Below are 17757 nucleotides of genomic sequence, written 5' to 3'. Positions count from 1 at the left end.
GTATCCTCGATCCCCCGCCCGGTCCCGAACGAACCCTCCCAGGAGTCGCCCGTGCTCGTCATCGTCTGCCCCGGCCAGGGCGCCCAGAAGCCCGGCTTCCTCGCCCCCTGGCTCGAGCTGCCCGGCGTCCCCGAGCGCCTCGCGCAGCTGTCGGAGGCCGCCGGCCTCGATCTGGCCGAGCACGGCACGCGCTCGGACGCGGAGACGATCCGCGACACCGCCGTCGCCCAGCCGCTGCTGGTCGCCGCCGGCATCCTCGCCGGCGAGGCTCTCGCCGACGGCACCGCCCTGCCCGCCGAGGCCCTCGCCGGGCACAGCGTCGGGGAGGTCACCGCGGCCGCGCTGGCCGGGGTGCTCAGCCCCGTCGATGCGATGCGCCTGGTCGCGGTCCGGGCGACCGCGATGGCCGAGGCCGCAGCGGCGCGCGAGACCTCGATGGCCGCGGTCGTCGGCGGGGACCGCGCGGAGGTCATGGCCGCGATCGAGCGCCGCGGCCTCGCCCCGGCGAACATCAACTCCTCCGGCCAGGTGGTCGCGGCGGGTCTCGCCGAGGACATCGCCGCCCTGCGGGAGGACGCCCCCGCGAAGTCCCGCGTGATCCCGCTCCAGGTCGCGGGCGCTTTCCACACCGAGCACATGGCCCCGGCGCGCACCGCGCTGGAGGGCTTCGCCCCGCAGCTGTCCCCCGCGGACCCGGAGCTCCCGCTGATCTCGAACGCCGGGGGGCGCGTCGTCACCTCGGGCCGCGAGTACCTGGACCTGATCGTCGCCCAGGTCTCCTCCCCCGTGGACTGGGCCGCCTGCATGGAGACCCTGCGCGCGCGCGGCGTCACCGGCATGATCGAGCTGGCCCCGGCCGGTACCCTCACGGGCCTGGCCAAGCGCGAGCTGAGGGGCATCGACCTCGTGAACCTCAACACCCCCGACGACCTCGAGGCCGCCCGGGCCCTCGCGGCCGCCGCGCCCGGCAAGGAGAGCTGACCCATGACCGTGACCCTGCGCCCCCGCCCCACCGTGGCCGGCTCGAAGGTCCTCGCCTACGGCGCCGCCCGCGGCGACCTCGAGGTGACCAACGACGACATCGCCGGGCCCATCGACTCCTCCGACGAGTGGATCCGCCAGCGCACCGGGATCATCTCGCGCCGCCGCGCTAGCGCGGACGTCTCCATCGCGGATCTCGCGCTCGAGGCCGCCCGCGACGCCCTGCAGCGCGCGGGGATCGAGGGCTCCCAGCTCGACGCGATCATCGTCTCGACGGTGTCGTTCCCGTACGCCACCCCGTCGCTCGCGGCCAAGCTCGCCGGGCAGCTGGGCTGCCCCGACGTCATCGCCTACGACATCTCCGCCGCCTGCGCGGGCTTCTGCTACGGGATCGGCCAGGCCGACGCGCTCATCCGCTCCGGCGGTGGGACTACCGTCCTGGTGATGGGAGCCGAGAAGCTCTCGGACTACATCGACCCGACCGACCGGTCCATCTCGTTCCTGCTCGGCGACGGCGCGGGCGCCGCGATCGTCACCGCCTCCGAGGAGCCGATGATCGGCCCGACGATCTGGGGCAGCGACGGCGAGAACTGGGAGACCATCCGCATGACGGGCTCCCTCATCGACTTCCGCGACGGCCGGGAGCCGTGGCCCACGATGCGCCAGGACGGGCGCACCGTCTTCCGCTGGGCCGTCTGGCACACCGCCGACGTGATCCGCCGCGCCCTCGACGAGGCCGGGCTGACCGTCGAGGACATCGACGTGTTCGTCCCCCACCAGGCGAACATGCGGATCGTCGACGAGCTCGCCAAGCAGCTGAAGCTGCCCGAGTCCGTCGTCATCGCGCGCGACATCGCCCAGACCGGCAACACGTCCGCCGCGTCGATCCCGCTCGCCACGCACCGCCTCCTGGAGGAGGGGCTGGCCAAGAGCGGCGACGTCTGCGTGCAGATCGGCTTCGGCGCCGGGCTCGTGTACGCGGGCCAGGTGCTGATCCTCCCCTGAGGCTCGCCGGGCCGCGCGTGATGCTCGACGCGCGCGCGTGGTCCTCCCCTCCCGGGGCGCCCGCCCCCGGGTAGTCTTTCCCCAGCCATCGACCGCCATTCATAAGGAGCACCCCATGGCCAACACCGAGAACGAGATCCTCGAGGGCCTCGCCGAGATCGTCAACGAGGAGACCGGCGTCGCGACCGAGGACGTCCAGATGGACAAGTCCTTCACCGACGACCTGGACATCGACTCGATCTCCATGATGACGATCGTCGTCAACGCCGAGGAGAAGTTCGACGTGCGCATCCCCGACGAGGAGGTCAAGAACCTCGCGACCGTCGGCGACGCCGTGAAGTTCATCGCGGGCGCGCAGGCCTGATCCTCCGAGTGCCCGGGACGCGCTGCGCCCCGGGCACTCGTGCATCCACCGATCGTCTCCCCTCACCGGAGGTCTCCGCAGTGTCCGTCCCCTCTCGCGTCGCCGTCACCGGCCTCGGCACCGTGAACCCCCTCGGCGGCGACGTCGCCAGCACGTGGGAGGCCGCCCTCGCCGGCACCTCGACCGCGCACACCCTCGACAACGACTGGGTCGAGCGCTACGGCCTGGCCGTCGACTTCGCCTGCACGGTCCCGATCGACCCGTACGACCATCTGTCGCGCCCGGAGGCCAAGAAGCTCGATCCGAGCGGCCAGTACGCGATGATCGCGGCGCGGGAGGCCTGGCAGGACGCGGGCGCGCCCGAGGTCCCCGGGGAGCGCCTGGGCGTCGTCGTCGGCACCGGCATCGGCGGCGTGTGGACGATCCTCGACCAGTGGGACGTCGTGCGCGAGCGCGGCGCCCGCCGCGTCAACCCCTTCACCGTGCCGATGCTCATGGCCAACTCCTCGAGCGCGCACATCGAGCTCGAGCTCGGCGCCAAGGCGGGCGCCCACACCCCCGTCTCCGCCTGCGCGTCCGGTGCCGAGGCCGTCGCGAACGCGTTCGACATGATCCGCTCGGGCCGTGCCGACGTCGTCGTCGCCGGAGGCACCGAGGCCTGCGTGCACCCGCTGCCGCTGGCGGGCTTCGCGAACATCCGCGCCCTGTCGACCCGCACGGACGATCCGGAGCACGCCTCGCGCCCCTACGACGTCGACCGCGACGGCTTCGTGCTCGGCGAGGGCTGCGCGATCCTCGTGCTCGAGTCGGAGGAGCATGCGCGCGCCCGCGGCGCCCGCATCTACGGGTACGTCTCCGGGCGCGGCATGGCCTCGGACGCCCACCACATCTCCGCGCCGTCGCAGGAGGGCCAGGCCCGCGCCATCTCCGAGGCGATGGCCGATGCCGGTCTCACCGCCGCGGACGTGGTGCACGTCAACGCGCACGGCACCTCGACCCCCAAGGGCGACATCAGCGAGCTCGAGGCTCTCAGCTCCGCCCTGGGCGACGACACCGACCACATCGTGGTGACCTCGACCAAGTCGATGACCGGGCACCTGCTCGGCGGCGCCGGCGCGCTGGAGTCCCTGTTCTCCGTGCTCGCGGCGCATCACCGGATCGCACCGCCGACCATCAACATCGAGAACCTCGACCCGGCGGTGCCCCTCGACATCGCGGTGGGGAAGGCCCGGGAGCTGCCCGGCGGCGACATCGCGGTCATCAACAACGCCTTCGGCTTCGGCGGGCACGACGTGACCGTGGTGTTCACGAGCGCCTGAGGCCGCCGCGGCCGGACGGACGCGAGCCCCGATCCCCGAGAGGAGATCGGGGCTCCGTCGTTCGCCCCGCGGCCCGGTGGCCCGGGGCTCAGACGACGCGCTGCAGCCAGCGCATGCGCACACCCTCGCCCGCGTGGCGGTAGATCTCGAGGTCCTCGTCCCACGGCTCCCCGAGGGCGAGAGAGAGCTCCCTCTGCAGCGCCCGCGGGTCCTGGGAGGCGGCGGCACGCTCCATGCATCCCCGCACGTGGTCCTCGGACAGCACCGTGTTGCCGGCGTGGTCGGTCGCGGCGTGGAAGATCCCCAGCTCCGGGGTGCAGCTCCAGCGGGCGCCGTCCGCCTGCGCGGTCGCGTCCTGGACCACCTCGTAGCGCACGTCGTCCCAGCCGCGGATGGCGCTGGCCAGGCGCGCGCCGGTGTCCTCGCGGCCGCGCCAGGAAAGCTCGGAGCGCACGAGGCCCGGTGCGACGGGCTGCTCGCGCCAGACGAGCTTCGCGGGCACGCCGAGGACTCCGCTGGCGGCCCATTCGATATGAGGTGCGAGGGCCCGCGGCGCGGAGTGGATGTAGAGCACTCCCTGGGTCATAACGCCCCTTCCGGTCTTCCGATGCGTCTTCCCCAACGAATCGGTCGTGCCGGCACAGCGCTCAGCTTTCGGCGCCCAGGGCTCAGGTCACAGGCAGTGCATCGCCCAGACTAGAACCTCCCGCGGATGTCCCGCAACGCGCGCTTGCGCACGGAGCGCTCGAGGCCGTCGACGTAGAGGTGCCCGTCGAGGTGTCCGACCTCGTGCTGGATGAGGCGGGCGACGATCTCCTCGCCCTCGAGGACCACCTCGCGCCCCTCGAGGTCGGTGCCCGTGCAGCGGGCGCGCATCGCCCGCATCCGGGGGTACCAGAGGCCGGGGACGGACAGGCAGCCCTCGTCGTCCTCCTGCGTCTCCTCCGAGAGGTCGGTGATGACGGGGTTGAGGATGTAGCCGACCTCGTCCTCGAGGTGCCAGGCGAAGGCGCGCAGGCTCACACCGATCTGGTTCGCGGCGAGTCCGGCGCGGCCCTCGTGGTCGACGGTCTCCAGGAGGTCGGCGACGAGGGTGCGCACGCCGTCGGTGATCTCCCGGATCGGCTCGCAGGGGGTGCGCAGAACGGGGTCGCCGATCACCCGGATGGGGCGCTCGGTCATGCCTGCGGCGCCTCGTCCGCGGCGGTCGCCAGGCGCCGGGATGCCGGAGCGTGATCGATCTGGTGGCCGATCTCCGGGGGCTCGGCGAGGGTGCGCTCGACCGTGCAGCCCACCCCGATCGCGCTGCGGATCAGGCGGCGGAGCTGCTCGGCCTCGTCCTCGGACACCTCCGAGAGGTCGAGCTGGATCTGCTCATCGATGGTCTCGTAGCGGTTGGTGCGCTCATCGGAGACGCCATGGGCGTAGATGCGCATCGGGAAGTCCTCGCCGAGACGGCGGGAGATCGTGAAGTCGCTGGACATCCCGGCGCAGCCGATGAGCGCGAGCTTCAGCAGCTCCCCGGGGGTCACGCGTCCCTCGCCCTGCCCGATCGGGATCTCGACCCCGCTCGCGGTGCGTCCGATGAGCTCGCGGCGCCCGGTGCGGTCGACCCACACGCTGCCCTCGCGGACGCGGGAGGGGATGGGGAAGGTGTCATCGGGTGCGGTGCTCATCGGTGCCTCGGTTCTGCGGGTCTCGCATCGGAGTCCCAGGACGGAGCCCGGGCGTTCCGGGCCGGAACGGGCGACGGCCCCGGGGATGCCGGGGCCGTCGTTCGGAGAGCTCCCGCGACTGGACTTGAACCAGTAACCGTTCGATTAACAGTCGAATGCTCTGCCGATTGAGCTACGCGGGATCAACCTGAACGACGATACCAAGACTTCCGCGATGGGCGCCAACCGGATCGGCCCGTCCGGGCCCGGTGTGCGTGACGTCACGCCCGGTCACGAGGGCTGGATGGCGGCCGCGGTCTCGTCGCGCAGGGCGATGAACTCCGGTCGCGAGCGCAGGTCGCGGGCCTCGTCGGCGTCGCGGTGCCGGGCGAGGGGGACGTCGATGTCGAGGACCACGCGCCCCGGTCGCGGGCTCATCACCACCACGCGATCGCCCAGCAGCACGGCCTCGTCGACGCCGTGGGTGATGAACAGGACGGTGGTGCGCCGTGCCTGGTGGATGCGCAGGAGGTCGAGCTGGAGGCGCTCGCGGGTGATCGTGTCGAGCGCCCCGAAGGGCTCGTCCATGAGGATCACCTGGGGCTCGTGGGCCAGCACGCGCGCGATCTGGCAGCGCTGGCGCATCCCGCCGGGGAGCTCGTAGGGGCGGGCGTCGACGAACTCCGACAGCCCCACGATCTCGAGGTGCTCGTCGGCCAGGCGGCGCCTCTCCTCGCGGGGCCTGCGGCGGTAGCGGGGGCCGAGCTCGACGTTCTGGCGCACGGTGAGCCACGGGAACAGCGGTGCGCTCTGGAACACGACGCCGATCTCGGCGCTGGGGCTCGTGATGGGCGCTCCCCCGCGCAGGATCCGTCCGCTGCTCGGGGCGAGGAAGCCGCCCACCATGTTCAGCAGCGTGGACTTGCCGCAGCCCGAGGGGCCGACGAGGCAGAGGAACTCGCCCTCGGGGATCGTGAGGTCGACGTCGTCGAGCGCGAGGACGGCGTCCCCCGAGGTGGATCGGTAGGAGTGCGTGACGTCCTCGATGCGGATGCCGCCGGGGCCGGTCTCGGTGGCGGCGCCTGCGTCGGCGATGCTCTCGGTCATGAGGCGGCGACCTCCTGGATCGCATCGGGGTAGACGATCTGCTCGTAGTGCTCCTCGGAGGAGGCGCCGCCCGTCAGGCCGACCTCGCCGAGGAAGCCCGCGGTCGAGTGCAGGCTCCCGGCCACGCCGCCGCCGAAGTAGTCCGGCCCGGCCTGGGCGGCGGCGTCGGGGTAGGAGTAACCCGTCATCTGCTCGCGGACCGTCTGGGGATCGGTGCCGAGCATCTGGGCCATCGACTCCGCGGTCGCGTCGGGGTCCTCGGCGATCTCGGTCGCGGCATGGTCCTGCAGGCGCGTCCACATCTCCATGAACGCGGGCTCGGCCTCGACGAACTCCGCGCGCGCCGAGATGAGGTCGAAGGTCGGGTGGCCCCGAAGGTCACAGCGACCTTCTTGCCGCGCAGGTCCTCGAGCTTCGTGATCGACGGGTCGCGGGAGACGAGGGCCTCGGAGGCGCCGATGACGTCGGCGATCCACACCAGGCGCACGGGCAGCTCGAGAGGCGGGCTCATGGCCGTCACGGCGGCGGAGGAGCCGGAGATGCCGAGGTCGATGCTCCCGGAGCCGAACGCCTGGACCACGTCGTCGCCCCCGTCGAACTGCACCCACTGGATCGTCGCGCTCGGCAGGCACGACTCGAGGAGATGGCGCTCCTGGACGATGAGATCTCCGGTGGGGATCGCCTGCCAGCCGATGCGCACGGTCGCGCGGACGCTGGGATCAGGCTCGACCGGGCAGGCGGCGGCCTCGCCGTTCAGCCGCGCCTGCTCCTCCTGGGCGGTGGTGCAGGCGGAGACGGCGAGCAGCGCGGCGCCTGCCAGGGCCAGCGCCGTGCGGACTCGAGAGCGGGAGCGGCGGATCATCGGGACCTCCCCTGCCAGGGAACGAGGATGCGCCCCAGGAGCACGAGGGCGCAGTCGAGGGCGTCGACCTGATCCTCGGCGACGCCGTCGCCACGATCGCCGGGGACGGCGTGACGCTGAAGTCCGGGAGGACCAACCCCGCGCAGGCCGTGATCATGGCGATCGGCGTGCGCCCGGAGACGAAGCTGGCCGTCGAGGCGGGCCTCGAGATCGGCGAGACCGGCGGCATCAAGGTCGACGCGAACTACCGCCCCTCCGATCCGTCGATCTACGCCGTGGGCGACGCCATCGAGGTGTGGCACAAGCTGCTCGGCACGCCCACCCGGCTGGCCACGGCCGGCCCGGCCCAGCGCCAGGCGCGCGCCGCCGCGGACCACATGTACGGCCGCCCCAACCGCAACCGCGGAGTGATCTGCTCCTTCGTCGTGCAGGTCTTCGACTACACGGCCGCATCCACCGGCCTGAACGAGAAGCAGCTGCGCAGCTCGACGCTGGACTGGGACGTCGTGTACGTGATCCCCCAGGACTCGGTGAGCCTCATGCCCGACTCCCAGCCGCTGTTCTTCAAGCTCCTGTTCGAGAAGCCCACCGGGCGGATCCTCGGCGCACAGGCCGTGGGCAAGGGCGCGGCGGACAAGCGCGTGGACGTCATCGCGACCCTGCTGATGATGGACGGCACCCTCGAGGACCTCCGCGACCTCGAGCTGTGCTACTCCCCCACGTACTCGACAGCCAAGGACGTCGTCATCCATGCCGCGCTGGTGGGCCTGAACCTGCTGCACGGCGAGCTCGAGCAGGTCCCGGTCACCGCCGTGCGCGAGCTCTCCGAGAAGGGCGCGTTCATCATCGACGCCCGCGAGGAGGGCGAGTGGGAGGCCGGGCACATCACCAACGCCGTGAACATCCCGCTCTCGCAGTTCCGCGACCGCCTCGACGAGATCCCGACGGATCAGCCGGTGTACGTCCACTGCCGCTCCGCGCAGCGCTCGTACAACATGGTCCGCGCCCTCCACCAGCTGGGCCGGCCCAACGCCGTCAACATCTCCGGCTCGTACCTGGGCATCAGCGAGAACGAGTACTTCACCGATCAGGCGACGGGCCGCGAGCCCATCGTCACGGAGTACAACTTCAGCTGACGCAGACCCCGACGCAGTCGAGCGCCCCGCCGGTCCTCTCGGATCGGCGGGGCGCTCGTCGTCGTATGCGGGGACCTGCCCCGCAGCAGAGGTCCGGTCAGTCCGACACTCCGGCGCCGTCAGCCATCGAGCCGCCGTCAGGCGCCGTGCCGGCGTGCCGGTGCTCGCGCCGGTCGCCCGTCATCGCCTGCCCCATCGCGGCGCCAGCCGCCTCGCCCGTCGCGCGCCCCTGGATGAGGGAGGCGAGGTCGAGGCCGGTCGCCGCCTTCACGCTCTCGAACATGCCGGCCATCGCGAGGGCGGGCTCCCCAGCGACCTGGGCCCCCGCGCTCGCCTCGGAGCCGCCGATCACGGTGATGCCACCGATCCTGGCGTAGTTCGCGGAGAACTCGCGCATGATCTCGGGCAGGATCTCGAGGGCCCGCTGGGCGAGCACCGCGTCGAGGTTCTCCCGCAGGGCATCGGCCTCCGCCTTGATGGCGGCGGCCTTCGCCTCGCCCGCGAGGCGCACGCTGTCCGCCTCCGCCTCGGCCCGCAGACGGGTCGCGGTCGCGTCCTGCTCGGCGATCTCGGCGCGCGCCTTCGCCTGCCGCGACTGCTCGAAGGCCTCGGCCTCGGCGGCCTGCTGGCGCCGGTACAGCTCGGCGTCGGCGACGCGCTTGACGTCGGCGTCGAGCTGCGACTGCTTGTTCTCCGCCTGCTGGTTCAGCACGGCCTGGCGGGCCTGCTCGGAGGCGAGGTTGCGCGCCTGCTCCGCCGCGGCCTGCTCGCGGCCGACCTCGGAGGACGCCTTGGCCTGGTTGGTCTCGTAGGCGGTCTGCTCGATGAGGTTCTGCTCGGAGTTGGCCAGGCGCTGCCGGGCGATCGCGCGCTCGGAGTTCGTCTGGGCGATCTCCGCGCTCTGGCGCTTGGCCTCGATCTCGGGGGCGCCGAGCGAGGCGATGTAGCCGACGTTGTCGGTGATGGACGTGATCTGGAAGGAGTCGAGGATCAGGCCCTGCTCCTGCAGCTCGGGCTTGACCGAGCCGGTGATCTCCTCGGAGAACTGCTTGCGATCCCGCATGAGGCTCGTGACCGTCTGCTGGGCGATGACGCCGCGCAGAGCGCCCTCGAGCTGGTCCTGGGTGAAGCGCTCGATGGCCTCGTCCTGGGATGCGAAGCGCTCGGCGGCCGCGCGCACGAGCGCCCGGTCCGAGCCGACCTTGAGCTGCGCGACCGCGCTGACCAGCAGCGTCACATTGTCCGAGGACTGCGCCTCGGCCTTCATGACCACCTGGCGCGAGCGCAGAGAGATGACCTCGTAGCGCTGGGAGATCGGGTTGACGACGGCCTTGCCGTTGACGACGACGGTGGTCGAGTACGTCTCGCCGTCGTCCTCCTTCTGCGGCTTGCCGGAGATGATGAGGGCCTCGTCCGCCCGGGCGACCTTGATCCAGCTGCGGATGATGCCGAACAGGACCGCCGCGACGACGAGGACGGCGAGGGCGGCGATCGCCGCGATGATGTACGGGCCCATGAGCGTGAGCGCTTCCTTCCGATGGTGGTGCTGCGAGCCTAGCCGCGCCCGCACGCGGGCGACGGGCGATAGGGGGAGTTCGGTCCATCGGCGGCGCGATAGGCTTCCCCGGGCGCCGCAGGGCGCCACGGCCCAGTAGCTCAGCCGGTCAGAGCAGCGGACTCATAATCCGTCGGTCGCGGGTTCAAGCCCCGCCTGGGCTACCGCTCATCTCCCGCCCGCGTACGGTGATCGCACAGGGCCGCAGCGTGATCATCACCGGGGCGGGATCGGGTATCGGCCGCGCGAGCGCCCTGCAGGTCGCCGCCCTCGGAGCCCACGCCGTGGTCTCCGACCTGAACGCGGAGACCGCCGGGGAGACGGTGCGACTGATCGAGGAGGCGGGCGGCTCTGCGTCGGCATCCGTCGGGGACATCTCCGATACCGCGGTGGTCGACGCCGTCGTCGCCGAGGCGGCCGCGCACGGTCCCCTCCGCGGCCTCGTGAACAACGCCGGCGTGATGGACGTGTTCGCCGGGGCGGGCGAGACCGACGACGCGACCTGGGAGCGCTGCCTGCGCGTGAACCTCACCGCGCCGTTCCTGCTCACCCGTGCGGTGCTCCCGGCGATGCTCGAGGCGGGCGGCGGATCCATCGTCAACATCGCCTCGGAGGCCGGTATCCGCGGCGCGGCCGCGGGCGCCGCCTACACCGCGTCCAAGCACGGCGTCGTGGGCCTGACCCGCAACACCGCGTACGTGTACGCCCGCCAGGGCGTCCGCACCAACGCGGTCCTGCCCGGCGGCGTCGCCACGAACATCATGGACTCGATCGACCCGTCGAAGATCGACCAGGCAGGCATGGGAGCGATCACCCCGGTGCATCAGACCGCGATCCGCAATGCGGAGCCGACGGAGCTCGCCGCCCTGGTCGCCTTCCTGATCGCCGACGAGTCCTCGAACGTGAACGGCGCGATCATCCCCTGCGACGGCGGCTGGTCCGCGGGCTGAGCCGCGCAACATCCTGAACACCTCCCCGAACGTCCGGTCGGCGTCCCCGAGCACCGACCGGGCGGCGGTTAGGGTGCAGTGGTGATGAGCCGCCGCACCGTCCATCGTCGCCCCGTCTGCCGTCGCGCTGTACTGCGGGCCTCTCTCGCGGCCGTCCCGGTCGCCGCTCTGGCGAGCGCTCTGGTCGCCTGCGAGGATCGCGACGCCGATCTGGTGATGGCCGAGGAGGCACCGGTGACGACCGGCCTGGGCGCCGCCTCCCCCACGGACGTCTCCATCGCCGTCGTCGCGGCCGTCTTCTCGAGCGCCCGCACCGTCGCGGTGGCGAGCGAGGAGACCGCGGAGGCCTTCGCCACCATCCTGGGCGATGCACGGATCCCGCTTCTCGTGGGGACGACGCCCCAGGTCGCCGAGCAGCTCGAGCGTCTGGGCGCCCGCACCGTCGTGACGGCCCCGGGTACCGACGTGGCGTCCGTGGCCGGGGACCGCGAGGTCCTCGAGGTGGACCCGGCGGCGGCCGACGCCGCGAAGACCCTCCCCGCGGTGACGGCCGATGACCGCCCCGCCCCGCTCGCGCTCGTCCTAGACCCGGGCGTCCCGACCCCGGCGTGCACGGTGGCCCGCGCGAACGCGACGGCGGGCGGTGCACGCATCGTCGACTGCGCCGGAGGCGATCCCCGCTCGACCTCCGACACGGTCGCCGCCGTCCGCGAGGCCGCGGGCGAGGACCCCGCGCGCGGCGTCCTCGCAGTCGGCGAGCCCTGCGGCAGCACCGAGACGCTGACCGCCCGCCTCGCCATGGCGCTGACGGCGGCGGAGCTGCCGGGCGGCGGGCAGACGGCGTTCACATCCCGCCGCATGGTGGCGACCTACGGCTCCCCCGGCATCCCCTCGCTCGGCGTGCTCGGCGAGCAGGACCTCGAGGCGACCATCCGGCGCACCCAGGAGCTCGCCGCGGAGTACGAGCCCTTCTCTGATCTCCCGGTGATCCCCGCCCTGGAGATCATCGCGACCGTCGCGTCCTCGCAGCCCGGCCCCGACAACGACTACTCGACCACCATCGACCCGGCGACGCTGCGGCCCTGGGTCGACGCGGCCGGTGCCGCCGGCGTCTACGTGGTGCTCGACCTGCAGCCGGGCCGCACCGACTTCCTCACCCAGGCGAAGGTGTTCGAGGAGCTGCTGGCCGAGCCGCATGTGGGGCTCGCCCTGGACTCCGAGTGGCGCCTCGCCCCGGACGAGGTGCACCTGGAGCAGATCGGCACGGTGACCGGGGCCGAGATCAACGAGACCGCGAGCTGGCTGGCCGACCTCACCCGCGACCGGGAACTGCCCCAGAAGGTCCTGATCCTCCACCAGTTCAGCCGCTCCATGATCAGCGACCGCCAGAGCATCGACACCTCCCGGCACGAGCTGGCGATCACCGTGCACGCGGACGGTCACGGCACCCCCGACCTGAAGCTCGGGACCTGGCAGAACCTCCAGAAGGACCTGCCGCCGGGGATCGTGATGTCCTGGAAGAACTTCTACGACGAGGACACGCCGACGTTCACGCCCGAGGAGACCTACGCGATCGAGCCCCGGCCCTGGTTCGTCTCGTACCAGTGAGAGGCATGCGGGGCACCCGGCGCGTCAGTCGCTCTGCGCCCGCAGCGCCCGGCGCCGCTCCTGCAGCTCGGACAGCTGGGTCATGATCCGCTGATACCCCTCGGGGTCTCGCGACGGGTCCGTGCGCTGCAGCTTCTGCTTGAGCACGGAGTACTCCCGGGTGAACGACAGCTCCGTGAGCCGTCCCAGCAGCGAGGTCGCCAGGCGGCGCAGCCCGTCCTCGTCGCGGGCGGGCAGCTCGGAGGTCGCGAGCTCCACGATCAGCGGCCGCACCGTCTCCCCCGCGATCTCGAGCACCTGGTCGAGGTAGCGGGCGGGCTCGAGCGAGCCGCCGACGGCGTCCAGCAGGGTGCCGGCCGCGAGCATCACGTCCCAGACGCCCTGCAGCGCGGGGACGTGGAAAGAGTCATCGGGCAGGGCGCCCACCGCGTCGACGTCCAGCAACGTCGGGAACTGGAGCATGACCGCGAGGGACTGTATCTCCACCAGGCCGACCGGATCGCGGGGGCTCACCACGTCCTTCAGCCGCGGGATCGGCAGCGCACCGGTGTCCTCGCCCTCCGGGTCGGGGCGCTCGGCTCCCGGGGCCGGCTCTGCGGCCGCGTGGCGTCCGCCCCCGGAGCCCGCGGTGCGGCCCGCATCGTGCACGGCCCGCAGCACGGTCCGCTCGTCCATGCCCAGCCACCCGGCCAGGCGCCGCGCGTACTCCGGGCGCATGGCGCGGTCGCGGATCTTCGCGACGACGGGGGCGGCCATGCGCAGGGCGCTCACCTGGCCCTCGACCGTGTCGAGATCCACCTGGTCGAGGACGGAGCGGATCGCGAACTCGAACAGGGGCCGCCTGGTCGCCACGAGCTCGCGCACGGCCTCATCGCCCTGGGCGATGCGCAGCTCGCACGGATCCATGCCGCCGGGCTCGACGGCCACGTACGTCTGGGCCACGAAGCGCTGGTCCTCGTCGAAGGCCTTGAGCGCGGCCTTCTGGCCGGCGGCGTCGCCGTCGAAGGTGAAGATGACCTCGCCGCCGAGGCCGCGGGTGTCGCTTGAGAGCCGCAGGCCCGCCGAGCTGGAGGAGTCGCCCATGACGCGCCGCACGATCTTGATGTGGTCGGCGCCGAAGGCCGTACCGCAGGAGGCGACGGCCGTGGTCACACCCGCGAGGTGCGCCGCCATGACATCGGTGTACCCCTCCATCACGACCACCTTGTGCTCGCTGGCGATCTGCTTGCGCGCGAGGTCGAGGCCGTAGAGCACCTGGGACTTGTGGTAGATGGGCGTCTCGGGGGTGTTGAGGTACTTGGGCCCCTGGTCGGACTCGAGCAGGCGGCGCGCCCCGAAGCCGATGGTCTTGCCGGTGATGTCCCGGATCGGCCAGACCAGGCGGCCGCGGAAGCGGTCGTAGACGCCGCGCTGGCCCTGGGAGACGAGGCCGCTCGCGACGAGCTCGGGCTCGGTGAAGCCGCGTCCGCGCAGGTGCTTCAGGAGCGCGTCCCAGCCCTCGGGGGCGAAGCCGACGCCGAAGTGCTCGGCGGCCGCGCGGTCGAAGCCGCGCTCGGCCAGGAAGCGCCGGCCCACCCCCGCGGCGGGCGTCGAGAGCTGCTCGCGGTAGAACTGCTCGGCGACGTCGTGGGCATCCAGCAGGCGCTGGCGGGTGCCGAAGTCGGTGCGCTCTCCCCCGCCGCGCCGCCCCGTGGCCTCCTCGTAGTGCAGCTGCACGCCGTAGCGCCCGGCGAGGGTCTCCACCGCCTCGACGAACGTCAGATGATCGATCTTCTGGACGAAGGAGATGACGTCCCCGCCCTCGCCGCAGCCGAAGCAGTGCCAGTGACCCAGCTGCGGGCGGATGTGGAAGCTCGGGGTCTTCTCGTCGTGGAAGGGGCACAGTCCCTTCATCGAGCCGATCCCGGCGGTCCGCAGCGTCACGTGGTCGCCGACGACCTCCTCGAGCCGCGCGGTCGAGCGCACGAGCTCGACGTCCTCGCGCTTGATCAGCCCCTGGCCTGCCATCACAGCTCCGATCCGAGCCCCGGCAGGGGCAGGTCCGCGGCGGTCATGTGGGTCGAGGAGTCGACGTACAGCGTCTCGTGGAGGCGCCGGGCGGTGACGTCCGTGTACGAGGCGAGCTGGTCGATGATCACCCGGTGGCGCGCCGCATCGTCCGGCGCCGCATGCCACAGCTCCGCGAACAGCGGCGACAGATGCGCGGCGCCCGTGTTCCACAGGGCGGCGTGCAGGTCGCGGAGGATCCGCTCCTGCTGCTCGTAGACCGGCTGCTGGGAGGCCGAGGACATGACGTACGCGGCGGCGAGGCCCTTGAGCACGGCGATCTCGACGGCCGTCGCATCGGGCACCACAAGGTCGCCGGAGAAGCGGGCGAGCGGGGCAGTGCCGTGGGCCTCCCGCGTGGCCTCAACGACGGATCCGGTGAAGCGGCCGATGAGCTGGCTGGTCATGTCCTTGAGCGCCGCGGCCGAGCGCATGGATCCGGTGAACTCCCCGATCCACCACGGCTCGGCCTCGAGCCGTGCGAGGGCCTCGTCGAGCTCCGCGATGTCGCGGGAGGGCAGGTACCAGTCCTGCACGACGTACAGGGCGGCGCTGCGCTCGAGCGGATCGGCCAGGCGCGCCAGGTCCAGGCTCCCGCCCGTCACCGCGTCCTCGATGTCGTGGACGGAGTAGGCGATGTCGTCGGAGGCGTCCATGACCTGGGCCTCGACGCACTTGCGGCCCTCGGGCGCGCCCGCGCGAGCCCAGCGGTAGACGTCGAGGTCGTCCTCGTAGGCGCCGAACTTCGGGGAGGCGGGGTCGGGGCCGGCGCCCCGCGTCCACGGGTACTTGATCGCGGCATCGACGGCGGCCCGGGTGAGGTTCAGCCCGAAGGGCCGCTCGTCGCCGACGATCTTGGGCTCGAGCCGGGTGAGCAGGCGCAGCGTCTGTGCGTTGCCCTCGAAGCCGCCGATGGCGTCGGCGAGCGCGTCCAGCACCTTCTCGCCGTTGTGACCGAAGGGCGGGTGGCCCATGTCGTGCGAGAGGCAGGCCGCGTCGACCACATCGGGGTCGCAGCCGAGCTCGGCGGCGATATCGCGGCCCACCTGCGCGACCTCGAGGGAGTGGGTGAGGCGGGTGCGGACGAAGTCGTCGGAGCCCGCGCCGAGCACCTGCGTCTTGGCGCCCAGACGGCGCAGGGCCGAGGAGTGCAGCACGCGGGCGCGGTCGCGCTGGAAGGGCGTGCGGGTGCGGGACTTGGGCGCCTCGAGGGCCCAGCGCTCGGCATCGGCATCGGTGTAGCGGGCCGGGGCGGTGGTGGTCATGCTCAGCCTCCCGAGACCGCGAGCTCGGCCTCGTGCAGGCGCGAGGCGATGTCGGGCGTGATGTCGCGCGTATCCATCCAGCCCTCGGGGCAGGCGGGGCGGCGCGGGGAGCCGGAGCGTCCGCGCGGGCCCTCGACGGCCGCGCCCGGGTACGGGGACGTCAGATCGAGCTCGGCGAGCTTCGCGTCGAGGTCCGCGAGGGACTCCATCGTCGCCAGGCGGTGGCGCATCTCGCCGCCCACGGGGTAGCCCTTGAAGTACCAGGCCACGTGCTTGCGCAGGTCCCGGACCCCACGGCCCTCGTCCTCGTAGAACTCGACGAGCAGCTCGGCGTGGCGGCGCAGGATCGCCGCGACGTCGCCGAGGCTCGGCCGCACCCGGTCGGGCAGGCCCGCGAAGCCGGCGGCGAGATCGGCGAACAGCCAGGGGCGGCCCTGGCAGCCGCGCCCGACGACGACGCCGTCGCAGCCCGTCTCCTCGACCATGCGCAGGGCGTCCTCGGCCGACCAGATGTCCCCGTTGCCGAGCACAGGGATGCCGGTCACGAGCCGCTTCAGGTCCGCGATGGCCTCCCAGTCGGCCTGCCCGGAGTACTGCTGGTCGACGGTGCGCCCGTGGAGGGCGATCGCGGCGGCGCCGACCTCCTGGGCGATGAGTCCCGCATCCCGGTAGGTCAGGTGCTCGCCGTCGATGCCCATGCGGGTCTTGACGGTGACGGGAACGTCCCCGGCGGCCTCGACGGCCCCGCGGACGATCTGCGTGAACAGCTCCGTCTTCCACGGCAGGATCCCGCCGCCGCCGCGCCGGGTGACCTTGGGCACGGGGCAGCCGAAGTTGAGGTCGATGTGGTCGGCGCGGTCGCGCTCCAGCAGCATCTCGACGCTGCGGCGCACGGTCGCGGGGTCGACGCCGTACAGCTGGATCGACCGGGGGCTCTCGCGCTCACCCATCGTCACGAGGCGCCAGGACTCCCGGTGGTCCTCGACGAGCGCGCGCGTGGTGACCATCTCGGAGACGAACAGGCCGCCGTCGTCCGCGCTGTGGCGGGCGCCGAACTCGCGGCAGAGCAGGCGGAAGGCCATGTTGGTGATCCCGGCCATGGGCGCGAGCACCACGGGGGTGTCGACGGTGATGCGGCCGATGGTCAGGGAACGGCGCGCGGGAGCCGCGCCGGCAGGCGGGAGCGAGGGAGAGTCGAGAACGGTCATCGTGCTCCGATTCTCCCATCCCGCCGCCGGGGGTGCGAGGTGATGTGGATCGGGCGGCGCTCAGTCGTCGTAGACCGCGATGAAGCGGCCGATCACGCCTCCCGTCCGCAGCTTCTCGATCGCCTCGGGGATCGCGGCCTGGGTGATGAGGTTCATGGGCGGGTTCAGCTGTCCGGAGTGCATGAGCTCGTAGATGCCCGCGAGGTCCTCGGTGGTCCCCGAGTTGGATCCCTTGACCGTGAGGGTCTTGGTGATGAGCTCGTAAGTGTTAAGCCGGGCCTCGAGCCTGCCCATCCCCACCTGCACGAGCGTCCCGCCCTTGCGCAGCGCGGTCACGCCCTCGGCGGTCGTGGTGCCGAAACCGGCGATGTCCGGCTCTTCAGAGCTGAGTGTGGGCGCGCCGGCGGTGCGGGGTAGCTGGAGGTAGGCGTCGAGGTCCCCGATGATGAGCGGACTCTTACCTCTGCTCGCACCAAGGACCTCGACAATGCTGAACTCTACGTGCGCCTGCCCGGTCGCGCTCGATCGCTGCGACCGATGCGACCTCCTCCTCGGCCTCCCTGGACTGCACCTGATCTCTGGGGACCGCGCCCCGACCGGGTTCCTTCTCGAGGTCGAGTCCTGCGATCCGGTCACGGGCTGCCCTGGCTGTGGAGTCATCGCGACTGGTCACGGCCGTGTGATGGTCGAGATGAT

17 protein-coding genes and 2 tRNA genes are annotated in these 17757 nt (G+C 72.2%); 8 read left to right on the top strand and 11 right to left on the bottom strand.

Annotated features, from left to right (window positions below; translation table 11 throughout):
* Positions 1 to 51: 51 nt before the first annotated feature.
* The 4 genes from FM110_RS01300 (at position 52) to FM110_RS01285 (ending at position 3669) form a co-directional block, all read left to right on the top strand.
* Positions 52 to 981 (top strand): ACP S-malonyltransferase, encoded by a 930-nt coding sequence (locus FM110_RS01300; protein WP_087101921.1) that lies wholly within the window; start codon positions 52 to 54, stop codon positions 979 to 981.
* Between the two features lie 3 nt (positions 982 to 984).
* On the top strand, positions 985 to 1986 hold the full coding sequence (locus FM110_RS01295; protein WP_087101919.1) for a beta-ketoacyl-ACP synthase III: 1002 nt from the start codon (positions 985 to 987) through the stop codon (positions 1984 to 1986).
* A 115-nt stretch (positions 1987 to 2101) separates the two neighbouring features.
* Entirely contained in the window at positions 2102 to 2350 is a 249-nt protein-coding gene (locus FM110_RS01290; protein WP_087101917.1) for an acyl carrier protein, read from the top strand.
* Positions 2351 to 2430: 80 nt separating this feature from the next.
* Positions 2431 to 3669 carry a beta-ketoacyl-[acyl-carrier-protein] synthase family protein gene (locus FM110_RS01285; protein ID WP_087101915.1) on the top strand — a complete coding sequence of 413 codons (1239 nt, stop codon included), beginning with the start codon at positions 2431 to 2433 and terminating at the stop codon, positions 3667 to 3669.
* Positions 3670 to 3757: 88 nt separating this feature from the next.
* On the opposite strand, the gene FM110_RS01280 is transcribed toward FM110_RS01285, so the two are convergent.
* From FM110_RS01280 to FM110_RS01255, 6 genes are all read right to left on the bottom strand, one after another.
* The gene (locus tag FM110_RS01280) at positions 3758 to 4255 is read right to left on the bottom strand and encodes a DUF3145 domain-containing protein (protein ID WP_087101913.1); all 498 of its coding nucleotides are present in this window, start codon (positions 4253 to 4255) and stop codon (positions 3758 to 3760) included.
* A gap of 110 nt (positions 4256 to 4365) precedes the next feature.
* Positions 4366 to 4851, bottom strand: a complete 486-nt coding sequence (gene def / locus FM110_RS01275; protein ID WP_087101911.1) for a peptide deformylase — start codon at positions 4849 to 4851, stop codon at positions 4366 to 4368.
* Complete coding sequence (locus FM110_RS01270) at positions 4848 to 5345, bottom strand: OsmC family protein (RefSeq protein WP_087101910.1); 498 nt, start codon at positions 5343 to 5345, stop codon at positions 4848 to 4850. Before FM110_RS01270 ends, def begins: the two co-directional genes overlap by 4 nt.
* 109 nt (positions 5346 to 5454) lie before the next feature.
* Positions 5455 to 5527, bottom strand: a tRNA-Asn gene (locus FM110_RS01265).
* Between the two features lie 88 nt (positions 5528 to 5615).
* The gene (locus FM110_RS01260) at positions 5616 to 6431 is read right to left on the bottom strand and encodes an ABC transporter ATP-binding protein (protein ID WP_087101908.1); all 816 of its coding nucleotides are present in this window, start codon (positions 6429 to 6431) and stop codon (positions 5616 to 5618) included.
* Complete coding sequence (locus FM110_RS01255) at positions 6428 to 6739, bottom strand: hypothetical protein (protein WP_143276197.1); 312 nt, start codon at positions 6737 to 6739, stop codon at positions 6428 to 6430. The genes FM110_RS01260 and FM110_RS01255 overlap by 4 nt, the downstream gene beginning before the upstream one ends.
* A gap of 505 nt (positions 6740 to 7244) precedes the next feature.
* Between FM110_RS01255 and FM110_RS01245 the strand changes: the two genes are divergently transcribed.
* Positions 7245 to 8429: an FAD-dependent oxidoreductase gene (locus FM110_RS01245; RefSeq protein WP_087101902.1), complete on the top strand. Its 1185-nt coding sequence runs from the start codon at positions 7245 to 7247 to the stop codon at positions 8427 to 8429.
* 97 nt (positions 8430 to 8526) lie between these two features.
* On the opposite strand, the gene FM110_RS01240 is transcribed toward FM110_RS01245, so the two are convergent.
* The gene (locus tag FM110_RS01240; RefSeq protein WP_087101901.1) at positions 8527 to 9945 is read right to left on the bottom strand and encodes an SPFH domain-containing protein; all 1419 of its coding nucleotides are present in this window, start codon (positions 9943 to 9945) and stop codon (positions 8527 to 8529) included.
* 129 nt (positions 9946 to 10074) lie between these two features.
* Here FM110_RS01240 and FM110_RS01235 point away from each other — a divergent pair.
* The 3 genes from FM110_RS01235 to FM110_RS01225 all read left to right on the top strand — a co-directional run bounded on the left by FM110_RS01235 (position 10075) and on the right by FM110_RS01225 (position 12542).
* Positions 10075 to 10148: transfer RNA gene (locus FM110_RS01235), tRNA-Ile, on the top strand.
* Positions 10149 to 10193: 45 nt separating this feature from the next.
* Positions 10194 to 10934: an SDR family NAD(P)-dependent oxidoreductase gene (locus FM110_RS01230; protein WP_234991824.1), complete on the top strand. Its 741-nt coding sequence runs from the start codon at positions 10194 to 10196 to the stop codon at positions 10932 to 10934.
* Positions 10935 to 11018: 84 nt separating this feature from the next.
* The gene (locus tag FM110_RS01225) at positions 11019 to 12542 is read left to right on the top strand and encodes a hypothetical protein (RefSeq protein WP_234991823.1); all 1524 of its coding nucleotides are present in this window, start codon (positions 11019 to 11021) and stop codon (positions 12540 to 12542) included.
* A gap of 24 nt (positions 12543 to 12566) precedes the next feature.
* On the opposite strand, the gene dnaG is transcribed toward FM110_RS01225, so the two are convergent.
* From dnaG to FM110_RS14380, 4 genes are read right to left on the bottom strand one after another with little or no spacing between them, the layout of a single operon-like run.
* Entirely contained in the window at positions 12567 to 14549 is a 1983-nt protein-coding gene (dnaG, locus tag FM110_RS01220; RefSeq protein ID WP_087101897.1) for a DNA primase, read from the bottom strand.
* Positions 14549 to 15853: a deoxyguanosinetriphosphate triphosphohydrolase gene (locus FM110_RS01215; RefSeq protein WP_087101895.1), complete on the bottom strand. Its 1305-nt coding sequence runs from the start codon at positions 15851 to 15853 to the stop codon at positions 14549 to 14551. Before FM110_RS01215 ends, dnaG begins: the two co-directional genes overlap by 1 nt.
* A gap of 2 nt (positions 15854 to 15855) precedes the next feature.
* Positions 15856 to 17061 carry a tRNA dihydrouridine synthase DusB gene (dusB, locus tag FM110_RS01210; protein ID WP_087101893.1) on the bottom strand — a complete coding sequence of 402 codons (1206 nt, stop codon included), beginning with the start codon at positions 17059 to 17061 and terminating at the stop codon, positions 15856 to 15858.
* A 60-nt stretch (positions 17062 to 17121) separates the two neighbouring features.
* Entirely contained in the window at positions 17122 to 17397 is a 276-nt protein-coding gene (locus tag FM110_RS14380; protein ID WP_087101891.1) for an MDR/zinc-dependent alcohol dehydrogenase-like family protein, read from the bottom strand.
* Positions 17398 to 17757 lie beyond the last annotated feature (360 nt).

Origin of the sequence: Brachybacterium nesterenkovii (assembly GCF_900163655.1) — a bacterium.
In the GTDB taxonomy this organism is placed as follows: Bacteria; Actinomycetota; Actinomycetes; order Actinomycetales; family Dermabacteraceae; genus Brachybacterium; species Brachybacterium nesterenkovii.
Note: the sequence above shows the minus strand (reverse complement) of the source record. Positions and strands in the feature narration are given on the sequence as shown.